Origin of the sequence: Streptomyces sp. NBC_00158, from assembly GCF_045160885.1 — a bacterium.
Lineage (GTDB): Bacteria > Actinomycetota > Actinomycetes > Streptomycetales > Streptomycetaceae > Streptomyces.
This window is the reverse complement of the sequence record NZ_CP108161.1, coordinates 4,486,330-4,505,000: the sequence shown is the minus strand read 5'-3', so window position 1 is coordinate 4,505,000 and position 18,671 is coordinate 4,486,330. Positions and strand designations below refer to the sequence as shown.

Genomic DNA, 18,671 nt, shown 5'->3' with positions numbered 1-18,671 from the left:
GTGGCCACGGCGCTCTGGACCTCGGGGTGGGTCGCTATCCACCAGCCGATGAGCACGCCGAGGGCGGTCGAGAGCAGTGCGGTCGGTATCCACCAGCGCCGGCTGCGGTAGACGGCGGCCGGGAAGCCCTCGGTGAAGAAGCGGGCGGCGTCGCGCCAGCTCGCGCGGCGGGTGCCGGTGACCGTCGACCGGGCGCGGGCCACGAGCTGGGTGAGGCGGGCCGTGAGCATCGGGTCGGGGGCGCTGGACTGGATCAGGGAGAGGTGGGTGGAGGTGCGCTGGTAGAGGGCGACGAGTTCGTCGGCCTCCGCCCCGGTGAGCCGGCGGCCGCGGCCGAGGAGCTGCTCCAGGCGGGCCCATTGCGTCTGGTGGGCCGCCACGAAGACGTCGAGATCCATCCGGTTACCGCTCCCCTGCCCCTGGCCACCCGATACGGCTTACTTCTCCTCCGGTCAGCTTGGCAGACTGGGGTGCACAGGGGCGGGTCAGGTCGGGGAAAGGTGCGCGCGGTGAGCGATCTGGTGACGGGAGACGCGGTCGTCCTGGGTCTGCGCCCGGCGCGGCTGCCCAGCAGGGCCCTGGCGGTCCTGCTCGACCTGGCCGTCTACGGCACCGGTTTCGTGGTGGTGATGGTCGGGCTGCTGGCCGCGACGGCTTCCCTCGACGAGGCCGCGCAGGCCGCGGTCGCGGTGGCGGGCATGCTGCTGGTGGTGGTCGGCGTACCGATCGCGGTGGAGACGCTGAGCCACGGTCGCTCGCTGGGGAAGATGGCGTGCGGGCTGCGGGTGGTGCGGGAGGACGGCGGGCCGATCCGGTTCCGGCACGCGCTGGTGCGCGGGGCCATGGGGGTAGTGGAGCTGCTGCTCACCTTCGGGGCGGTCGCCTGCATCGCCTCGCTGATGTCGGAGCGGGGCCGGCGGCTCGGTGACGTGTTCGCCGGGACGCTGGTGGTCCGGGAGCGGGTGCCGGGCGCCCGGGTGATGCCGGTGCCCCCGCCGCCGCCGTGGCTGGCCGGGCAGTTCGCGGCGCTGGACCTGTCGGCGGTGCCGGACGGGCTGTGGCTGGCGATCCGGCAGTACCTGACGCGGATGGACCAGCTGGACCCGCACACGGGCGCCGCGATGGCCGTGCGGCTCGCGGACGACGTGGTGGCCCGGACCGGGACGCCGCCGCCGGCCGGGGTGCCGGCCGCCGCGTTCTTGATGGCGGTGGTGCACGAGCGGCAGTCGCGGGACGCCGCCCGGGCCTTCGCCCCGGCGCCGGTGCCCGGGCCCGTGCCGGCTCCTGTGCCTGCTCCGGTGCCCGCTCCCGTGCCCGTGGCCGCGCCGGTCGTGGCTCCCGTGTCACCGCCGCCGTCGGCGACGACACCGCCGCGCGGGACCGGGTTCGCTCCGCCCGCCTAGTCCTCGAACGCCTGGTCCTCGAAGTCGTCGGAGTCCGTGAAGGACGACGGCGGGGTCTCCAGGTGTTCGAGTTCGATGCCCGGCGCCGAGAGGACCACGTCCCCCGCGATGTGCACGGTGTGGACCTCGCCCGTGTCCAGGGCGGTGACCTGGTACTCGTCCACCACCAGCGGGCCGCTGTCCGTCGGGTGCTCGGCGCGGGAGAGCAGGGCCCACGCCTGGTCGACCGTACGGGGTGCCAGCACCGGATCGGTCAGCGCGAGGAGCCGGACGCGGGTCGCGGGGGCGCCGGGGGCCAGGCGCAGCAGGCGGGCCGTGGTGATGAGGAAGGCCGGGGAGGCGCCGGTGAAGCCGGGGGCGGCGACGTTGCCCTCGGTGGCCTCGGCTCCGGCGGGGTCGGTGCGGACCCAGGTGACGCCGTCGATGGCGGCGCCGCGCACCTGCCAGCCGCCGGCGTTGGCCTCCAGGCGGATGGGGCGCCCGAGGGCGTCGACGGCCAGGTCGAGCGAGCCGCGGTGCTCCCCGTCCGGGGTGGTCAGCTGGGCCACGTAGCGCCAGCCGGAGGGGCCGGGGGCGCAGTGGAAGTGCTCCTCGCCGAGGGGGGTGTGGTCGTGCGGGTCGTGGAGCGAGTAGCGGCCGCGGGGCATGGCGTCGGGTCCTTGGGTACGGGGCAGGCCCCCGGCGCGGGTGCCGGGGGCCTGCCTGGAGTGCTGCGGATCCTCGGGGACCGGGATCGTCGGCGGTGGATCAGTAGCGGTAGTGGTCGGGCTTGTACGGGCCCTCGACCTGGACGCCGATGTACGCGGCCTGCTCCGGGCGCAGGGTGGTGAGCTTGACGCCCAGCGCGTCCAGGTGGAGGCGGGCGACCTTCTCGTCGAGGTGCTTGGGGAGCACGTACACGTCGGTCGGGTACTCGGACGGCTTGGTGAAGAGCTCGATCTGGGCCAGGGTCTGGTCCGCGAAGGAGTTCGACATCACGAACGAGGGGTGGCCGGTCGCGTTGCCCAGGTTCAGCAGGCGGCCCTCGGACAGCACGATCAGGACCTTGCCGTCGGGGAACTTCCAGGTGTGGACCTGCGGCTTGACCTCGTCCTTGACGATGCCCTCGATCTTCGCCAGACCGGCCATGTCGATCTCGTTGTCGAAGTGGCCGATGTTGCCCACGATCGCCTGGTGCTTCATCTTGGCCATGTCCGAGGCCATGATGATGTCCTTGTTGCCCGTGGTCGTGATGAAGATGTCCGCGATCTCCACCACGTCGTCCAGCGTGGCCACCTGGTAGCCGTCCATCGCCGCCTGCAGCGCGCAGATCGGGTCGATCTCCGTGACGATGACGCGCGCACCCTGGCCGCGCAGCGACTCCGCACAGCCCTTGCCGACGTCGCCGTAACCGCACACGACCGCGACCTTGCCGCCGATCAGCACGTCGGTCGCGCGGTTGATGCCGTCGATCAGCGAGTGCCGGCAGCCGTACTTGTTGTCGAACTTCGACTTCGTGACGGCGTCGTTCACGTTGATCGCCGGGAAGAGCAGGGTGCCCTCGGCCATCATCTCGTAGAGGCGGTGGACACCGGTGGTGGTCTCCTCCGTCACGCCGCGGATCTCGGACGCGAGCTGCGTCCACTTCTGCGGGGTCTCGCCGAGGGTGCGGTTGAGGAGCGTGAGGATGTGGCCGTACTCCTCGGAGTCCGCGGTGGACGGGTCCGGGGCCGCGCCGGCCTTCTCGAACTCGACGCCCTTGTGGACGAGGAGGGTGGCGTCACCACCGTCGTCGAGGATCATGTTCGGGCCGCCGGTGGGGGTGTTCGGCCAGGTCAGCGCCTGCTCCGTGCACCACCAGTACTCCTCCAGCGTCTCGCCCTTCCAGGCGAAGACGGGGACGCCCTGCGGGTTCTCCGGGGTGCCGTTCGGGCCGACCGCGATGGCGGCGGCGGCGTGGTCCTGGGTGGAGAAGATGTTGCAGGAGGCCCAGCGGACGTCGGCGCCGAGGGCGACGAGGGTCTCGATCAGGACGGCGGTCTGGACCGTCATGTGCAGGGAGCCGGTGATGCGGGCGCCGGCCAGCGGCTGCGCCTCGGCGTACTCCTTGCGGATCGACATCAGACCCGGCATCTCGTGCTCGGCCAGGGTGATCTCCTTGCGGCCGAAAGCGGCAAGGGAAAGGTCGGCGACCTTGAAGTCCATGGGTGCTGCTCCTCATGGTTCGAGAGGTGGGTACGGCTGGGCCGTGCACACGGCTGGCCGGTGCACTGAGCACAGTCCGCCGCGGGGCCCTCTCTCCCCTCGGCCGGTCACGAGGACCGCCCGACCGCCATCAGCAGCGACGCCTGACACTGATGACGAATCTACACCGGTCGGCGCAGCGGACCCCAGTGGGGACGGGAACAAGTCGCGCTTCGTTTTCAGGCCGTACGGCGGGAGGTTCGGGGCCTTTCGGACTTTTGATCCGCCCCTTATCTGTTGCAGGATGCGGGTGGATGGGTTCGTACGCGCGATCTCGCGGACCAATGGCGTGAAGGAGATTCAAGTGACCAGTCCAGCCGGCCCTCCCGGTGACGGTGCGAGCGGGCGGAAGCGCCTGAAGCTGCTCGCCGTCACGGCGTGCCCCACGGGGATCGCGCACACCTACATGGCGGCCGAGAAGCTGACGCAGGCCGCCGCCGAGCTCGGCGTGGACATGAAGGTGGAGACCCAGGGTTCGATCGGGGCCGAGAACGTGCTCTCTGACAACGATGTCAGAGAGGCGGACGGGATCATCATCGCCGCCGACAAGGAGGTCGACCGCGAGCGCTTCGCCGGCAAGCGGGTGCTGTCCACCGGGGTCGCCGACGGCATCCACAAGCCGAAGGAGCTGATCGAGCGGGTGCGGAGCGCGCCGGTCCAGACGGGCACGGCCCCGGCGGGCGGCGCGGCGGGCGGCGGTGGCGGCAAGGAGCGGAGCCTCGCGTACAAGGCGCTGATGAACGGCGTCTCGTACATGATCCCCTTCGTGGTGGTCGGCGGTCTGCTGATCGCCATCGCGCTGGCGCTGGGCGGCCACGCCACGGCCGAGGGGTACGCGGTCACTCCGGGCACCTTCTGGGACCACGTGTTCCAGATCGGTGTCCTGGGCTTCACCCTGATGATCCCGATCCTGTCCGGGTACATCGCGTACGCCATCGGCGACCGGCCGGCGCTGGTGCCGGGCATGATCGGCGGCTTCATCGCGAACACGGGCGCGCTGTACGACTCGAAGTCGGGCGCCGGCTTCATCGGCGCGATCGTGACGGGTTTCCTGGCGGGCTACCTGGTCCTGTGGATCAAGAAGGTCAAGGTCCCCAAGGTCGTCCAGCCGATCATGCCGATCATCGTGATCCCGATCGTGGCCACGACGGCGCTCGGCCTCTTCTTCATCTACGTCATCGGCAAGCCGATCTCCTGGGTCTTCGAGAGCCTGACCTCCTGGCTGTCGGGCATGACCGGCACCAGCGCGATCCTGCTCGGCGCACTGCTCGGCCTGATGATCGCCTTCGACATGGGCGGCCCGGTCAACAAGACGGCGTTCCTCTTCGGTACGGGTCTCATCGCGTCCGGGAACTACGCGGTCATGGGCATGTGCGCGGCGGCCATCCCGGTGATGCCGCTCGGCCAGGGCCTGGCGACGGTGCTGCGCCGCAAGCTGTACTCGGAGCAGGAGCGCGACACGGGCATGGCCGCGCTGTTCATGGGGATGTTCGGCATCTCGGAGGGCGCGATCCCGTTCGCGGCGGCGCGGCCGGCGATCGTGATCCCGGCGAACATGCTGGGCGGCGCGGTGGCCGGTGCGGTCGCCGGTGTGGCGGGCGTGGGCGACCACGTGCCGCACGGCGGTCCGATCGTGGCCGCGCTGGGCGCCATCAGCGGCTGGGTGTGGTTCCTGATCGCGATCGCCATCGGCACGGTGGTGACCGCACTGACGACGAACGCGCTGATCGAGATCAAGGCGCGCCGGGGCGTGCGGCTCGCTCCGGCCGGCGCCGCGGTGCCGGAGCCGGTGCTCGCCGGCGTGGCCGCGGGCTCCGGCGGCGGGGCGGGCGGTACCGCCGTGCGCACGCGTACCGGAGCGGCGCCCGCCGCCGCGGCGGACGCGGAGCCGGAGGTGCTGTCCGGGTACCTGACCGCGCGGACGGTCAGGACCGAGCTGGCCTCGGACACCAAGGAGGCCGCGATCCGCGAGATGGCCGAGATGCTCGCGGCCACCGGCAACGTCCGGGACGTGGAGGAGCTCGTACGGGTGGCGCTCGCCCGGGAGGCGCAGGGCACCACGGGGCTCGGCGAGTCGATCGCGATCCCGCACGCCAAGACGGACGCGGTGGCCCGCCCCACGGTCGGCTTCGCCCGGTCCTCCGAGGGCATCGAGTGGGGCGCGCTGGACGGTACGAAGGCCCGCCTGGTCTTCATGATCTCGGTGCCGGAAGCCGCCGCGGGCGACGAGCACCTGCGGATCCTGGCGCTGCTGTCGCGGAAGCTGATGGACGCGGACTTCCGCGAGCGGCTCCGGTCTGCGCCGGACGGGCCCGCCGTCCTGGAGGTGCTGAGCGAGATCCGGTAGCCCAGGACCGCGCCCTTTCCCCGTCGGGTCCCGTACCGCTCCGGTACGGGACCCGACGGCGTACGGGCAGTGTCCGAATCGGTATGTACGGACTTGGTACACCAGGGCCCCGGCGACATGGGCGGCTTCCGAGTCGACCTACGATGCAAGGCAGGTACATCGGAAGGGACGAAATGGAACACAGGCCAGGACGCGGACGCGGGATCGCGGCGATCGTCCTGCTGGTGCTCGGGGCGCTCGTCCTGGGTGGGGTGACGGTGGCGAAGGCCGTGAACCCGCCGTCGCGCTACAAGGAGGGCAAGGCGGTCGGCTGGCAGATGGCGCCGGCCTACACCAACGGCGAGAGCATCTACCTGGAGCCGGTCGTCAAGGGTCGGCTGCGCCGCGGGGACATCGTCCTCGCCTCCGTTCCGTGGTCCCTGCAGAAGACGCAGATGAACCGGGTCATCGGCGTGGGCGGGGACCGCATCCGCTACAAGCCGAGCAGCAAGATCACCGGCCAGTACCGGCTGGTCCTGAACGGTGAGCCGCTGGACGAGCCGTACCTGGAGCAGTGGAAGAACCCGTCGGCGGTGGGCTTCGACGTGAAGGTGCCCAAGGGCTACGTGTTCCTGATGGCCGACAACCGGATGAACTCGGACGGCTCCCAGTACGCGAACAACGGACCGGTACCGGTGGCCAAGGTCGCTTCCAAGGTCGTGATGTACCCGATGGCGAAGCTGGCCGTGTGGGGGCAGCTGGCCGGTGCGCTGCTGCTGGCCCTGGGCGCGGTGCTCGGCTTCTCGTCCCGGCGGGCGCGCGGCCGGGTGGTGCGGGCTGCCGTTCCCGCGCCGGTGGAGGCGCCGGAGGCGTGCCGGCCGGCCGTGGCGGCCGGGGCGGGCGCGGGCGCGCCGGGCGTGCGCGCGGACGTGTCCTCGTAACCGCGCCCTCTGACGGGTGGCCCCCGTAGGCGTACGAAGGCCCCCGCGGCCGATGGGCTGCGGGGGCCTTCGCGTGCGTGCGGGGCGGGCCGGTCAGCGGCCGTCGGCCTTGGCGGCCTCGGGGTTGTAGATGTCCGGCTCCAGGTAGATCACGCGGGCGATCGGCACGGAGGCTCGGATGCGTGCCTCGGCGGCGTTGATGGCGTTGGCCACCTCGGTCGCGGTGTCGTCGTGCTGGACGGCGATCTTGGCGGCGACGAGGAGTTCCTCGGGGCCCAGGTGCAGGGTGCGCATGTGGATGACGCCGGTGACGGTGTCCCCGTCGACGAGCGCGGCCTTGATCTTCTCGACCTCGGCGGTGCCGGCGGACTCGCCGAGCAGCAGGGACTTGGTCTCCAGGGCCAGGACGACGGCGATGACGATCAGCAGGACGCCGATGCAGAGGGTGCCGATGCCGTCCCAGACGCCGTTGCCGGTGAGCAGGGCCAGGCCGACGCCGCCGAGGGCGAGGACGAGGCCGACGAGCGCGCCGAGGTCCTCCAGCAGGACGACGGGCAGTTCGGGGGCCTTGGCGCTCTTGATGAACTGCTTCCAGCTCTGGCTGCCGCGGCTCTCGTTGGACTCCTTGATCGCGGTGCGGAAGGAGAAGCCCTCCGCGACGATCGCGAAGACGAGGACGCCTACGGGCCAGTACCAGGCCTCGATCTCGTGCGGGTCGTGGATCTTCTCGTAGCCCTCGTAGATGGCGAACATGCCGCCGACGGTGAAGAGCACGATGGAGACGAGGAAGGCGTAGATGTAGCGCTCGCGCCCGTACCCGAAGGGGTGCTGGGGGGTCGCCTCGCGCTGGGCCTTCTTCCCTCCGAGGAGCAGCAGGCCCTGGTTTCCGGAGTCGGCGACCGAGTGGACGCTTTCCGCGAGCATCGACGAGGAACCGCTGAAGAGGAATGCCACGAACTTGGCTACAGCGATGGCGAGGTTGGCGGCGAGTGCCGCCACGATCGCCTTGGTACCGCCCGACGCGCTCATGGTTGCTGGGTGTCCTTCCTGGCCACTGACTACGGCCGCACATTGTTGCAGCTGTGGGTGCGGCCGACGCTACGTCAGAGGACCACGGTGGCCCGGAAGACGGTGCCGGTACCGGACAGTTCGGTCTTTTCGCCCGCCGGGACGAAGACCGACTCGCCGGGGGCGAGGGCCAGTTCGCCGACGCGGGGGGCGCCGGCGGTGCAGAGCAGGATCTGCGGGGTGCCGTCGGGGAGCGTGCGGGGGGCGCCGCCGGGGGCCAGGACGTGGCGGGAGAGCCGGAATTCGTCGATGGGGGTCTCGTAGACCTCCTCGCCGTCGCCCTCGGGGCGCAGGAGGCCCGGTGCGCTCGGCTCGAAGATGACGACCTTGAGGAGCTCGGGGACGTCCACGTGCTTGGGCGTCAGCCCGCAGCGCAGCACGTTGTCCGAGTTGGCCATCAGCTCGACGCCGAGGCCGTCGAGGTAGGCGTGCGGGATGCCGGCGCCGAGGAACATGGCCTCGCCGGGCTGGAGCCGTACGTGGTTGAGGAGCATCGCCGCGATCACGCCCGGGTCGCCGGGGTAGTCGTGGACGAGCCCCGCGTACGCCTCGTACGGGCCCCCGAGGCGCTCGGCGGCGGCCGCGGCCTCGGCGACGGTACGGGCCATCTCCGCGCGGTCGGCGGTGAGGACGGCGGTGAGGACCTCGCGCAGGGCCGCCTCCTCGGGGTGGGCGCGCAGCAGGTCCACGTACGGCTTGAGGGTGTCGACGCCGAGGCCTTCGAGGAGGTCCGCGGCCTCCGTCGGCGGGCGGAAGCCGCACAGGCCGTCGAAGGGGGTGAGCGCGCAGATCAGCTCGGGCTTGTGGTTGGCGTCCTTGTAGTTGCGGTGGCCGGCGTCGATCGGGACGCCGCGCCGCTCCTCGTCCTCGAACCCGGCGCGGGCCTGGGCGAGGTCGGGGTGGACCTGGAGGGAGAGGGGGGCGCCGGCGGCGAGGACCTTGAGGAGGAAGGGCAGGCGGGGGCCGAACTTGGCGACGGCGGCGGCGCCCAGCTCGCCCTCCGGGTCGGCGTCGATGACGGCCGCCAGGGTGGTCTCGCCGGCTCCGCGGTCGAGGCGGGAGGGGGCGCCGGGGTGGGCGCCCATCCACATCTCGGCCTGGGGCTCACCGGTCGGCTCGACCCCGAGGAGGGCCGGGATCGCGGTGGTGGACCCCCACGCGTAGGGGCGGATCGTGTTGGTGAGGCGGTCCATCGTCGTCGTCTTCCTGGATCTGGATGTGGTGCGGGCACGGGTGTGTGCCTAGCTGTGTCCCCGGCCCGCCAGCGCCAGGTAGGCGGTGGCGAAGTCCGTGACGGCGAGGAGTTCGGCGAGCTGTTCGAGCTCCCCGCCTTCCTCCGGTTCGAGCTCGCTGACGGCCGTGTCGTGGCTGAGGGCGAGCTCGCGCGCGGCCGGGGCGGCGGTGAGCCCGCCGGTCGGCCGGTCGCGCAGCAGGACGATGCGGGCGCGCAGGGCCTGGGGCTCCTCGACGCGGTCCCGGAAGAAGTCGTCGGGGTCGGCTCCGGCGGCGAAGGATCCGGCGAGCAGCACCCCGTGCGCGGGCAGCACCTCGGGGAGGGCCCCGGCGAGCGCGGGCCGCCCGGCCAGTTCGGCGAGGGTCGCGGCGAAGCGGCGGCCGACGGGGCCGGCGCCCTCGCCCTCGCTCCAGATCAGCGGGAGCGAGTCGGCCAGCTCGGCGGCGAGGGTCTTGGCCGGGTTGGAGTACGTGGTGATGGCCGGGCCGCAGCGCTCGGCGGTGCGGTCGAGCCGGTCCGCGACGCGCTGGAGGGAGTCGGGGGCGGCGCTGATCAGCCCGACCTTGTCGAGGAGGACCAGCAGCGGGGTCAGCAGGGCCCAGAGCGCGCCGGGACCGGCCGCGGCGGACTCGTCGTACTCCTGGTACGGGGCCTTGGCCATCGGTACGAGGACCCCGTGCGCGCCGTCCACCGCCTCGCCCAGCGGGGAGCGCTCGGGGGCGACGGCGACCACGGCGCAGCCGCGCCGGTAGGCCTGCTCGGCGAGGGCCGCGAGGCCGGGCTCGGTGCCGTCGGTGGTGGCGATGAGCAGCAGGTCCACGGGGCCCGCCCAGCCGGGCAGGGACCAGCGCAGCGCCCCGGAGGCGTGCGCGACGCCGGTGGGGTGCAGGCGGGTGACCGGGGCGGAAGCCCCGGCGAGGGCGCCGAGCAGGTCGGCGACGCCGGTGGCCGCGGTGCCGGGGCCGGCGATCAGGACGGCGCGGGGGCGCCCGTCGGGGCGCAGGTCCGCGAGTCCGGCCTCGGTGGCGTGCCGGGCCGCGGTGCGGACCCTGGCCCCGGCCTCGGCGGCGCCGCGGAGCAGGCCGCGGCGGTCGGCACGGGCGAGATCGTCCGGTGCGTCGAGGAGTGACTCGTCGAGCATGGGGGCCTCCGGCGGTGTTGACGGATCCAGGCTGGTCGAGCGGTGGGGAACGGGGCCGGTCAGGCGGGGCGGCGGGCCTCGTCCACGAGGAGGACCGGGATGCCGTCGCGGACCGGGTACGCGAGACCGCAGTCCTGGCCGGTGCAGATCAGCTCGGGGGAGGTCTCGTCCGCCGACTCGTCCCGGAGGGGGGCGTGGCAGGCGGGGCAGGCGAGGATCTCCAGCAGGCCGGCTTCGAGCGGCATGGGTGGTTCCCTTCGGGGATGCGGATCGCTTATCGCGGATTGGGCGAGGTCAGCGTACCGCCGAGTCACTGGGCGTGCGGCCTGAAGGTGGCGGGCACCGCCCGTCGGCCCTGACCGCCCTGCCGGGCGGGGTACGCCGGTTCGGGTGCGGCACCTCCCCCAGACTCCGTCCGGGGGGACCCCCAGGGGGCTCTGCCCCCGAGCCCCCGCGCCTCAAACGCCGGCGGGGCTGGATTTGGCCGACCCGGCAGGGTTTGGCGGGCCCCGCAGGGTTGCGCCGGCCCGGCGGGGTTGCGCCGGCCCCGGTTTGCGGGCCCGCCGGGCTTGGCGGCCCGCCGGATTTGGCCGGCGGGTCCGCCAGGCGCGGGGGCGGGGCCCGTGCCCCTGGATCCCCGCACCCGCCGGCCAGGCGTTACGCGCGGACGAGGGCGAGGACCTCGTCGCGGATCTTGGCGAGGGTGGCCTCGTCGCGGGCCTCCACGTTGAGGCGCAGGAGCGGCTCGGTGTTGGAGGGGCGGAGGTTGAACCACCAGTCGGCGGCGGAGACCGTGAGGCCGTCCAGCTCGTCGAAGGTGACGCCGTCCTGGCCGGCGTAGGCGGCCTTGACCTCGGCGGTGCGGGCGGCCTGGTCGGCGACGGTGGAGTTGATCTCGCCGGAGCCGACGTAGCGGTCGTAGGAGGAGACCAGCTCGGAGAGCGGGCCCTCCTGGCCGCCGAGGGCGGCGAGGACGTGGAGCGCGGCGAGCATGCCGGTGTCCGCGTTCCAGAAGTCCTTGAAGTAGTAGTGCGCCGAGTGCTCGCCGCCGAAGATGGCGCCGGAGGCGGCCATCTCGGCCTTGATGAAGGAGTGGCCGACGCGGGTGCGGACGGGGGTGCCGCCGTGCTCGCGGACGACCTCCGGGACCGACCACGAGGTGATCAGGTTGTGGATGATCGTGCCGGTGCCGCCATTGCGGGCCAGCTCGCGGGCCGCGACCAGGGCGGTGATGGCGGACGGGGAGACGCCCTCGCCGCGCTCGTCGACGACGAAGCAGCGGTCGGCGTCGCCGTCGAAGGCGAGGCCCAGGTCGGCGCCCTCGGCGAGCACGCGGGCCTGGAGGTCGACGATGTTCTTCGGGTCGAGGGGGTTGGCCTCGTGGTTCGGGAAGGTCCCGTCCAGCTCGAAGTACATGGGGACGAGGTCCAGCGGGAGGCCCTCGAAGACGGTGGGGACGGTGTGGCCGCCCATGCCGTTGCCCGCGTCGACGACGACCTTCAGCGGGCGGATGGCCGTCAGGTCGACCAGGCCCTTGAGGTGCTCGGCGTAGCCGGTGAGGGTGTCCTGCTCGGTGATGGTGCCCGGGACGGTGCCGGCGGGGATCTCCGGGGCGCCCTCGTCGGTCCACTTCTCGGCGAGCTCGCGGATGGTGGCGAGGCCGGTGTCCTGGCCCACGGGCGCGGCGCCGGCGCGGCACAGCTTGATGCCGTTGTACTGGGCCGGGTTGTGCGAGGCGGTGAACATGGCGCCGGGCAGGTCCAGCTTGCCGGAGGCGTAGTACAGCTGGTCGGTGGAGCACAGGCCGATCAGGGTGACGTCGACGCCGCGGGCGGCCGCGCCCCGGGCGAAGGCGGCGGACAGGCCGGGGGAGGAGGGCCGCATGTCGTGACCGATCACGATCGCCGTGGCGCCGGTGACCTCGACGAACGCAGCACCGAACAGTTCTGCCAGGGGCTCGTCCCACTCGTCGGGTACGACGCCACGTACGTCGTACGCCTTGACGATGTTCGAAAGATCTGCGGCCACTGCCTGCCCTCCTGAAGGTCCTGTGCGGTGAAGCAAACCTACCTTGTACGGAGAGCGGCTTTTCAGACGATCCGTGTGTCAGGAGTCGGGCGAACGGAGGACGCGCAGGTGTCCGCGACGGGTCTCGCCGGCCACCGGGGCACCCGGTCCGGACCCGCCGGCCTCGGCCGCGCGCTCGGGCGGACGGGCCGCCTCGCGGACGGCGTTGGCCAGGGCTTCGAGGTCGTCGCCGCTGGGGCGGGACGGGCCGGAACCGTCCGAAAGGCGCACGACTTCCCAGCCGCGCGGGGCGGTCAGGCGCTCGGAGTGCTCGGCGCACAGGTCATAGCAGTGGGGTTCGGCGTAGGTGGCGAGCGGGCCGAGAACTGCGGTCGAGTCGGCGTAGACGTACGTCAGTGTGGCGACGGCAGGGCGGCCGCACGCGGTGCGCGAACAGCGACGTACAAGGCTCACGACGTTGGACGGTACCGCACTCTTGACCGGGCCGCGACGACTCGCCCCCCGGCCGTCCCCCCGTGTCGTACTCCACCCGTGCTCCGCGACGGGTGACGAAGAGGGGCGACGGGTCCGCAAAGCGGCCCGATCTTGGCCGGATCGTTCGGGGGGTGACACCGTCGTGACACCAGGTCGTGACCGTATCGGGTCCTGGCCGGGCGTGCGGGCTACCCTGCGGGGGTGACGGACAGTTCGCTTCCTCCCCGCCCGGCGGTTCCCGCCGCGGCCCCCTCCGAGCCGCGGCAGCGGCGGCGCGACCGGCACGGCCGGGGGATGCGCGGGCCGCTGGCCCCGCCGCAGGTGCCGCTGTCCGCGAGCCGGGCGGAGCTGTTCGGTGACCTCGTACGGGATTCCGTGGAGCGGCTGGAACGGCGCTGGACGCAGCTTGCCGAGGTGGAGTTCGTGATCGCGGACGTGCCGGGTCCGCCGGGCGGGCCCGACGCGGGCTGGAACGACGAGGCGGTGCCGCTGGGCGGGCTGGTGGAGGCCCGGGACGGCAGGCCGGCGCGGATCGTGGTGTTCCGGCGGCCGGTGGAGATCCGGGCGAAGACGCGGGACGAGCGGGCGCTGCTGGTGCACGAGATCGTGGTGGAGCAGGTCGCGGAGCTGCTCGGGCTGTCGCCGGAGACGGTGGACCCGCGGTACGGGCAGGACTGACGCCCCGCCCGTACGCCCCTTCTCAGCGCAGCAGGATCGAGGGGTCCTCCACGGCCCTGGGGACCGAGACGGTGGAGCGGTCGTCGGCGAAGGCCTGGACGGTGAACATCGGGATCCCGTCGTGCGGCAGGGTCAGGGTGCGGGCCGCGTGGACGGGGCCGCCGGACAGGGTCTCGACGGTCAGGGCGTAGGGGCCCTTCCCGCCGGAGGGGGCGGGCGGCGGGCTCACGGCGCGGGTGGTGCCCGCCTTGAGGGTGATCTCCGTGGCGGCGGGCTGCCCGCCCTCGGTGCCCGGTGAGGCGGTGACGCGGACCTTCGCGTCGGCGCCGGAGGCGGTGAGGGTGAGGACGGTGGCCTTGTCGGCCCCCTTGTCGTCGGCCCGGTTGTCGGCGACGGTGGCCCGCTCGCCGACGGGGGCGCTCGCCGGGATGAAGGCCACTTCCTGCTTGGCGGCGGTGCCCCGGACCACGCGCAGGGCGGCGACGACCGGCACTGCCTTCTTCGGATCGGCGGGGGCCAGCAGCAGGGAACCCGCCTCGCCCCGGGTCACGTCGCCCAGGTCCAGACCCGCGGTCATGCCGCCCTTGAGGTGGAGGCGCTCCTTGCCGGCCGGGCTGATGGGGCCGGTGGGGCCGGACAGCTTCACCGTGAGGTCGGCGTCGTCCTCGCCGGGGGCGAAGGCGACCAGACGTACGGAGGTGGCGTCGGCCGGGATGCCGGGCAGGACCAGGGTGTCCGCCGGGCCCGCGGAGGCGGGGAGCCAGTCGGTGCCGGTGCCGTCCTCGTCGACGTGGACGGAGGCGCCGACCCGCCCGGAGCGCGCCGTGACGTGCGCGGTGGCGTCCGCGAGCTGGCTGTCGGGGGCCAGCTGGGACAGCGGCACCTTGGTGGTGGACCGGGGGGCGACCTCGTAGACGGGGTCGGGGTTGCCCGGCTTGTCCTTGAGGAGCCCGTCGGGGCCGTGGAGCTTGACGGCCACCTCGGCGACGGTGTCGTCGGGGTTGGTGAGGTGGACGTAGTCCTGGCGGCCCTTGGCGGTGCCGACGCCGGGGAACCAGAAGTCGGTGCCGGGCGCGGTGCAGGCGAGGCCGAGCAGGCCGCGCGCGTGGCCGACGGACACCTTCGTGGTCTGCTGGGCGGTCCATCCGGGGGCCAGGGCGCCCTCGGCGGCACCCGTCAGCGCCGGTGCCTCCGCTCCGGAGGCGGTGGCCGCGACGGGCTTGCCGGGCTCCTTGGGCTCCAGGACCGCCTTGCCGTCCTTGTCGGCCAGCCGGGCCGTGCCCCCGCCGCCGCCCTTGCCGGGGGTGAGGGAGGTGTACGTGGTCTCGGCGATGTCGGAGGAACTGGGCGCGGGGCACACCAGCACGGACCGCTCCACCGGCATCCGGGCGGCCGGCCGCCCGGCGGCGGCGCCGGCCGGGGTGGCGGCGGGGGCGGTGAGGAAGGCCAGCCCGGTGGCGGCGGCCAGTACCGCCGTCACGGCCGCGAGCGTCAGGGGGGCGCGCTGCTTCACTGCTGGTGGCTCCCGTCCGGACGCGGGTGGTGCTGTCCGTAGGCGTCGTACTGCTGCTCGTACTCGTGGGGGTGGGGCTGCTGTTGCTGCGGGACGTGCGGCTGCGCGCCGGGGTGGGGGTACTGGGCGTACGCGTCGTGGGACGGGTCCGGCCGCTGCGGCTGCTGCGCCCCGTACGGGTAGGCGTCCTGCGGGTAGGCGTCCTGGTAGGCGTACGACTCCTCGCCGTAGACCTGTTGCGCGGGGATCTGCGCGTACGGGTCGACGACGGCCTCGGCGGGCACCGGCTCCGGGTCGGGCGCGGCGGCCGGGCCGGTCCGGCGGCGGCGTCCCTGGCCGGGCTCGCCGGAGCCGTCGCCGGGGGCGGGCGCGGTCTCCTCGGGCAGGTCGTCGTCGAGGCGGGCGCGGCGGCCGGGCAGGGCCATCACGAGCAGCAGCAGGGCGAGGGAGCCCTGCGTCCAGTGCCAGGCGGTGCGGGGGAAGGAGTCCTGGTGGACCAGGTCCAGGTGGCCGGCGTCGGTGGGCAGGGCGAAGCCCTGCGCCCAGCCGTCGACCGTCCGGGGGGTGAGGGGCTCGCCGTCGAGGGTGGCCCGCCAGCCGGCGTCGGCCCGGTCGGCGATGCGCAGGGTGCGGCCTTCGGGGCCGGCCGGGAGGTCGGTGTGGACCTCGACGGGTCCGGCTTCGACGGTGAGGGTGGCGGTCTGGCCCTGGCGGGCGGGGACGATCGCGACGCGGGAGGTCAGCCGTTCGACCTCCCACAGGGCGGTGCCGTCGTTCTGGTGGCGCTGTTTGAGGCCGGGGGTGCCGTCGAGCATGCGGCGCATGGCGGCGGAGCCGCCGGGCGGGATCATCACGTAGCGCACGGCGAAGCCGCTGAGCTGCTCGGACTGGTCGGCCCCGGAGCCGGAGACCAGGCTGGAGACGGCTTTGGCGAGGCGTGGCTGGGAGCCTGCCGCGGCGAGCAGTTCGCCGTCGCCGAGGCGGGCACCGGAGCCGCGGACCAGGGCGTAGGAGACGGTGGCGGGCGAGTCTCCGCCGAGGACCAGGGTGCGGGTGCGGTTGGTGTCGTTGGAGCGTTCGGCTACCACGGCCGGGACCTGGACGGGGTCGCGCCTCTTGAGGGGGCCGTCGGCGCCGGCGGCCGCCCAGGCGGCGGCGAGGAGCAGCGGGCCGGCCGCGGCGGCGAGGGCGGTCAGGGCGGCGAGGGGCTGGCGCCAGCCGAAGCTGCGGGCGGCGACGCGGTACTTGGCGCCGTCCGCGCCGAGCGCCGCGGCGGCGAGCAGCCCGAGCCCGTAGAGGAGGGTGCCGGGGCCGGCCCAGCCGGTGCGGCCCAGCAGGACGGCGAGGAACAGTCCGGCGAGGGCGGCGGTCCAGGCGGCGCCGACGGCGAACCGCCGGTCGGCGCGGAGCAGGGCGGCGAGGGCGGCGAGGAGGATGCCGGCGAGGAGGAGCCGGCCGGTGGTGCCGGGCCCGCCGGGGTCTGCGGTGAGGAGGCCGAGGGGGGTGGCGGAGCCGGTGCCGTGGGGCAGTCCGGCCTCGCGCAGGATGCGGGCGGGCTGGGTGAGGAGGCCGAGGGACCAGGGCGCGAGGACGGCCAGGGGTACGGCGAGGGTGAGGAGCAGGCGGGCGGCGTACGTCTTGCGGTGGTCGCGGCGGGCGATGAGCGCGGCGGTGCCGAGGACGGCGGCGAGGGGCCACACGACGGGGGTGAAGGCGGTGGCCAGGGTGAGGAGGAGGGCGTACGTCCACACCGCGCGGCGGCCGCTGCCCGGTTCGGCGCCGGTGAGGCCGTGGGCGGTGACGGCGGAGCGGGCGATGAGCGGCAGGAGCACGGCGAGGACGGCGGTGCCGAGGCGGCCGCCGGCGACGGCGCCGGTGACGGCGGGGAGGAAGGCGTAGCCGACGGCGGCCCAGGCGCGCAGCAGGCGGGAGGTGACCAGGGGCCGGGAGGCGAAGTAGGCGGTGAGGCCGGCGAGCGGGACCGAGCAGACGAGGAGCAGGGTCAGGGCGGCCTGGGTGGAGCCGAGGAAGAGGGCGGACAGGCCGGCCAGGACCGCGAGGTAGGGGGGTGCGCCGGCGGTGGTGCCGGTGCCGACGGGCTGCCAGTAGCCGGTGTAGGTGTGCCAGAGGCCGCCCGCGCCGGAGGGGGCGGGGAGCAGGGCGCCGCCCATGAGGCTGCCGCCGCCGATGAGGGCGCGGCAGGCGACGAGGGAGACGAGGAGGAGGCCGGCGAAGAGGGCCGGTGAGGGGTTGCGGGCGATCCGCTTGAGCCGGCCGGGGCGGCCGGGGTCGAGGTAGTCGGCGTCGCCGCCGGGGCCGGGGTCGAGGGATCCGCCGTGCCGGCCGGCGGGGGCGGGGTCGCTGTCGCGTCCGGAGCCGAGGTGGGCGGCGAGCTGTTCGGCGCCCGCGCGCAGGGTGGCTCCGGGCGGCGGGAAGAGGGGGCGGAGTTCGGCTGCGGCGACGGCGGGGCGGCGGCGGGCCTTGCGGGCGGTGAGGACGCGGCCGGGGCGCAGCAGGGTGGCGAGGAGTCCGGTGAGTTCGTCGACGGCCTGGCCGGGGGCCTTGCCGACGAGGTAGCCGAGGGTGCGCAGGAGGGTGCCGAGGACCAGGCGCAGGAGTACGTAGGGGAGGGCGCGGCCGGAGGTGTTGGCCAGCATGGTGTGGACGGCGCCGGCCTTGTCGACGCGGTGGGGGCCGACGGCGGAGCGGCCGGCGCAGTCGACGGTGCGGCGTTCGCGGGCGGCGGCTTCGGCGTGCCGCAGGACGGCGTCGGGGGCGACGAGGACGGTGTGGCCGGCGCTGTGGGCGCGCCAGCAGAGGTCGACGTCGTCGCGCATCAGGGGCAGGCGGCGGTCGAAGCCGCCGAGGGCGTCGTACACGTCGCGGCGTACGAGCATGCCGGCGGTGGAGACGGAGAGGACGGGGCGGACCTGGTCGTGCTGGCCCTGGTCCTGTTCGCGGCGGTCGAGGCCGGTCCAGCGGCGGCCGCTGCGGGCGATGGTGACGCCGGCTTCGAGGAGTTGCCTGCGGTCGTACCAGCCGCGGAGTTTGGGTCCGATGACGGCGGCGTCGGGGTTGCCGTCGGCGACGCGCAGGAGTTCGGTGAGGGCGTCGGGTTCGGGTGCGCTGTCGTCGTGGAGCAGCCAGAGCCACTGGACGGGTTCGCCGTGGGGCAGGTCGGGGAGGTCGTAGGCGTCGTCGCGCCAGGTGCGGCTGACGGGGTCCCAGCCGCTGGGGCGCTTGAGGTAGGGGAGTTCCTCTGGGGTGGGGGTGCCCGCGGCGCGGGCGGCTTCGTCGACGGCGGCGCCGAAGCCGGTGCGGCGGGCGAGGTGCAGGACGCGGTCGTCGCCGAGGGCTTCGGCGAGGAGGCGGGCGCAGTCGTCGGCGCTGCCGGTGTCGGCGGCGACGTGGTTCTGCGCGGGGCGTTCCTGGGCGAGGAGTCCTGCGAGGGTCTCGGGCAGCCAGCGGGCTCCGTCGTGCGCGACGAGGACCGCGGTGACGACGTGCCGGGGGAACTCGGGGGTGGCGGCCGCCTGCTGGGAGGCCGGCGAGCTGCTGTGCGGGGACATCGCGGTACGGGCCCTCCGGCCTGGGGATCCGGGGGTGTTGTGCCCTCGGAGGCTGCTGGACAGCGCCCCACAC

At 74.0% G+C, this 18,671-nt stretch carries 15 protein-coding genes (1 of these 15 running past the window's edge); 4 read left to right on the top strand and 11 right to left on the bottom strand.

From position 1 onward, the window contains the following. On the bottom strand, window positions 1-398 hold the beginning of the coding sequence (locus OG553_RS20790) for a stage II sporulation protein M (RefSeq protein ID WP_405980430.1). The gene continues 610 nt to the left of window position 1, outside the view; the window shows 398 of its 1,008 coding nt (coding positions 1-398); its start codon is at window positions 396-398; its stop codon lies beyond the left edge, outside the window. 111 nt (window positions 399-509) lie between these two features. Between OG553_RS20790 and OG553_RS20785 the strand changes: the two genes are divergently transcribed. Continuing rightward, entirely contained in the window at window positions 510-1,403 is an 894-nt protein-coding gene (locus tag OG553_RS20785) for an RDD family protein (protein WP_405980429.1), read from the top strand. On the opposite strand, the gene OG553_RS20780 is transcribed toward OG553_RS20785, so the two are convergent. Together OG553_RS20780 and ahcY are read right to left on the bottom strand one after the other, a co-directional pair. Beyond that, complete coding sequence (locus OG553_RS20780) at window positions 1,400-2,050, bottom strand: hypothetical protein (protein ID WP_405980428.1); 651 nt, start codon at window positions 2,048-2,050, stop codon at window positions 1,400-1,402. The two genes, OG553_RS20785 and OG553_RS20780, sit on opposite strands and share 4 nt — an antisense overlap. 100 nt (window positions 2,051-2,150) lie before the next feature. After that, window positions 2,151-3,587 carry an adenosylhomocysteinase gene (ahcY, locus tag OG553_RS20775; RefSeq protein ID WP_405980427.1) on the bottom strand — a complete coding sequence of 479 codons (1,437 nt, stop codon included), beginning with the start codon at window positions 3,585-3,587 and terminating at the stop codon, window positions 2,151-2,153. 343 nt (window positions 3,588-3,930) lie between these two features. On the opposite strand from ahcY, the gene OG553_RS20770 reads away from it, so the two are divergent. Together OG553_RS20770 and lepB are read left to right on the top strand one after the other, a co-directional pair. Continuing rightward, a complete protein-coding gene (locus tag OG553_RS20770) occupies window positions 3,931-5,973 on the top strand; it encodes a fructose-specific PTS transporter subunit EIIC (RefSeq protein WP_405980426.1) in 2,043 nt (680 codons plus the stop codon). A gap of 173 nt (window positions 5,974-6,146) precedes the next feature. Then, complete coding sequence (gene lepB, locus OG553_RS20765) at window positions 6,147-6,893, top strand: signal peptidase I (RefSeq protein ID WP_405980425.1); 747 nt, start codon at window positions 6,147-6,149, stop codon at window positions 6,891-6,893. A gap of 93 nt (window positions 6,894-6,986) precedes the next feature. Here the strand turns inward: lepB and OG553_RS20760 are convergent, their stop codons facing one another. The 6 genes from OG553_RS20760 to OG553_RS20735 form a co-directional block, all read right to left on the bottom strand. Then, window positions 6,987-7,922 (bottom strand): cation diffusion facilitator family transporter, encoded by a 936-nt coding sequence (locus tag OG553_RS20760; RefSeq protein WP_405980424.1) that lies wholly within the window; start codon window positions 7,920-7,922, stop codon window positions 6,987-6,989. 74 nt (window positions 7,923-7,996) lie between these two features. After that, the gene (manA, locus tag OG553_RS20755; RefSeq protein ID WP_405980423.1) at window positions 7,997-9,154 is read right to left on the bottom strand and encodes a mannose-6-phosphate isomerase, class I; all 1,158 of its coding nucleotides are present in this window, start codon (window positions 9,152-9,154) and stop codon (window positions 7,997-7,999) included. 48 nt (window positions 9,155-9,202) lie between these two features. After that, complete coding sequence (locus OG553_RS20750; protein WP_405980422.1) at window positions 9,203-10,336, bottom strand: SIS domain-containing protein; 1,134 nt, start codon at window positions 10,334-10,336, stop codon at window positions 9,203-9,205. 59 nt (window positions 10,337-10,395) lie between these two features. After that, window positions 10,396-10,581, bottom strand: coding sequence for a Trm112 family protein (locus tag OG553_RS20745; RefSeq protein WP_405980421.1), 186 nt, complete (start codon window positions 10,579-10,581; stop codon window positions 10,396-10,398). Window positions 10,582-10,993: 412 nt separating this feature from the next. Beyond that, window positions 10,994-12,364 (bottom strand): phosphomannomutase/phosphoglucomutase, encoded by a 1,371-nt coding sequence (locus tag OG553_RS20740; RefSeq protein WP_405980420.1) that lies wholly within the window; start codon window positions 12,362-12,364, stop codon window positions 10,994-10,996. Between the two features lie 78 nt (window positions 12,365-12,442). Continuing rightward, window positions 12,443-12,817, bottom strand: coding sequence for a DUF3499 domain-containing protein (locus OG553_RS20735; protein WP_042800983.1), 375 nt, complete (start codon window positions 12,815-12,817; stop codon window positions 12,443-12,445). 222 nt (window positions 12,818-13,039) lie between these two features. Between OG553_RS20735 and OG553_RS20730 the strand changes: the two genes are divergently transcribed. Further along, window positions 13,040-13,516: a metallopeptidase family protein gene (locus OG553_RS20730; protein ID WP_386274976.1), complete on the top strand. Its 477-nt coding sequence runs from the start codon at window positions 13,040-13,042 to the stop codon at window positions 13,514-13,516. Between the two features lie 22 nt (window positions 13,517-13,538). On the opposite strand, the gene OG553_RS20725 is transcribed toward OG553_RS20730, so the two are convergent. Further along, window positions 13,539-15,029, bottom strand: a complete 1,491-nt coding sequence (locus OG553_RS20725; RefSeq protein WP_405980419.1) for a DUF5719 family protein — start codon at window positions 15,027-15,029, stop codon at window positions 13,539-13,541. Then, window positions 15,026-18,598 (bottom strand): glycosyltransferase, encoded by a 3,573-nt coding sequence (locus OG553_RS20720; RefSeq protein ID WP_405980418.1) that lies wholly within the window; start codon window positions 18,596-18,598, stop codon window positions 15,026-15,028. Before OG553_RS20720 ends, OG553_RS20725 begins: the two co-directional genes overlap by 4 nt. Window positions 18,599-18,671 lie beyond the last annotated feature (73 nt).

Bases quoted from the DNA above. Each gene is read 5' to 3' on its own strand.
- OG553_RS20780 (WP_405980428.1), bottom strand. From the start codon at position 2,050: ATGCCCCGCGGCCGCTACTCGCTCCACGACCCGCACGACCACACCCCC.
- OG553_RS20720 (WP_405980418.1), bottom strand. From the start codon at position 18,598: ATGTCCCCGCACAGCAGCTCGCCGGCCTCCCAGCAGGCGGCCGCCACC.
- OG553_RS20750 (WP_405980422.1), bottom strand. From the start codon at position 10,336: ATGCTCGACGAGTCACTCCTCGACGCACCGGACGATCTCGCCCGTGCC.
- lepB (WP_405980425.1), top strand. From the start codon at position 6,147: ATGGAACACAGGCCAGGACGCGGACGCGGGATCGCGGCGATCGTCCTG.
- ahcY (WP_405980427.1), bottom strand. From the start codon at position 3,587: ATGGACTTCAAGGTCGCCGACCTTTCCCTTGCCGCTTTCGGCCGCAAG.
- OG553_RS20745 (WP_405980421.1), bottom strand. From the start codon at position 10,581: ATGCCGCTCGAAGCCGGCCTGCTGGAGATCCTCGCCTGCCCCGCCTGC.
- OG553_RS20760 (WP_405980424.1), bottom strand. From the start codon at position 7,922: ATGAGCGCGTCGGGCGGTACCAAGGCGATCGTGGCGGCACTCGCCGCC.
- manA (WP_405980423.1), bottom strand. From the start codon at position 9,154: ATGGACCGCCTCACCAACACGATCCGCCCCTACGCGTGGGGGTCCACC.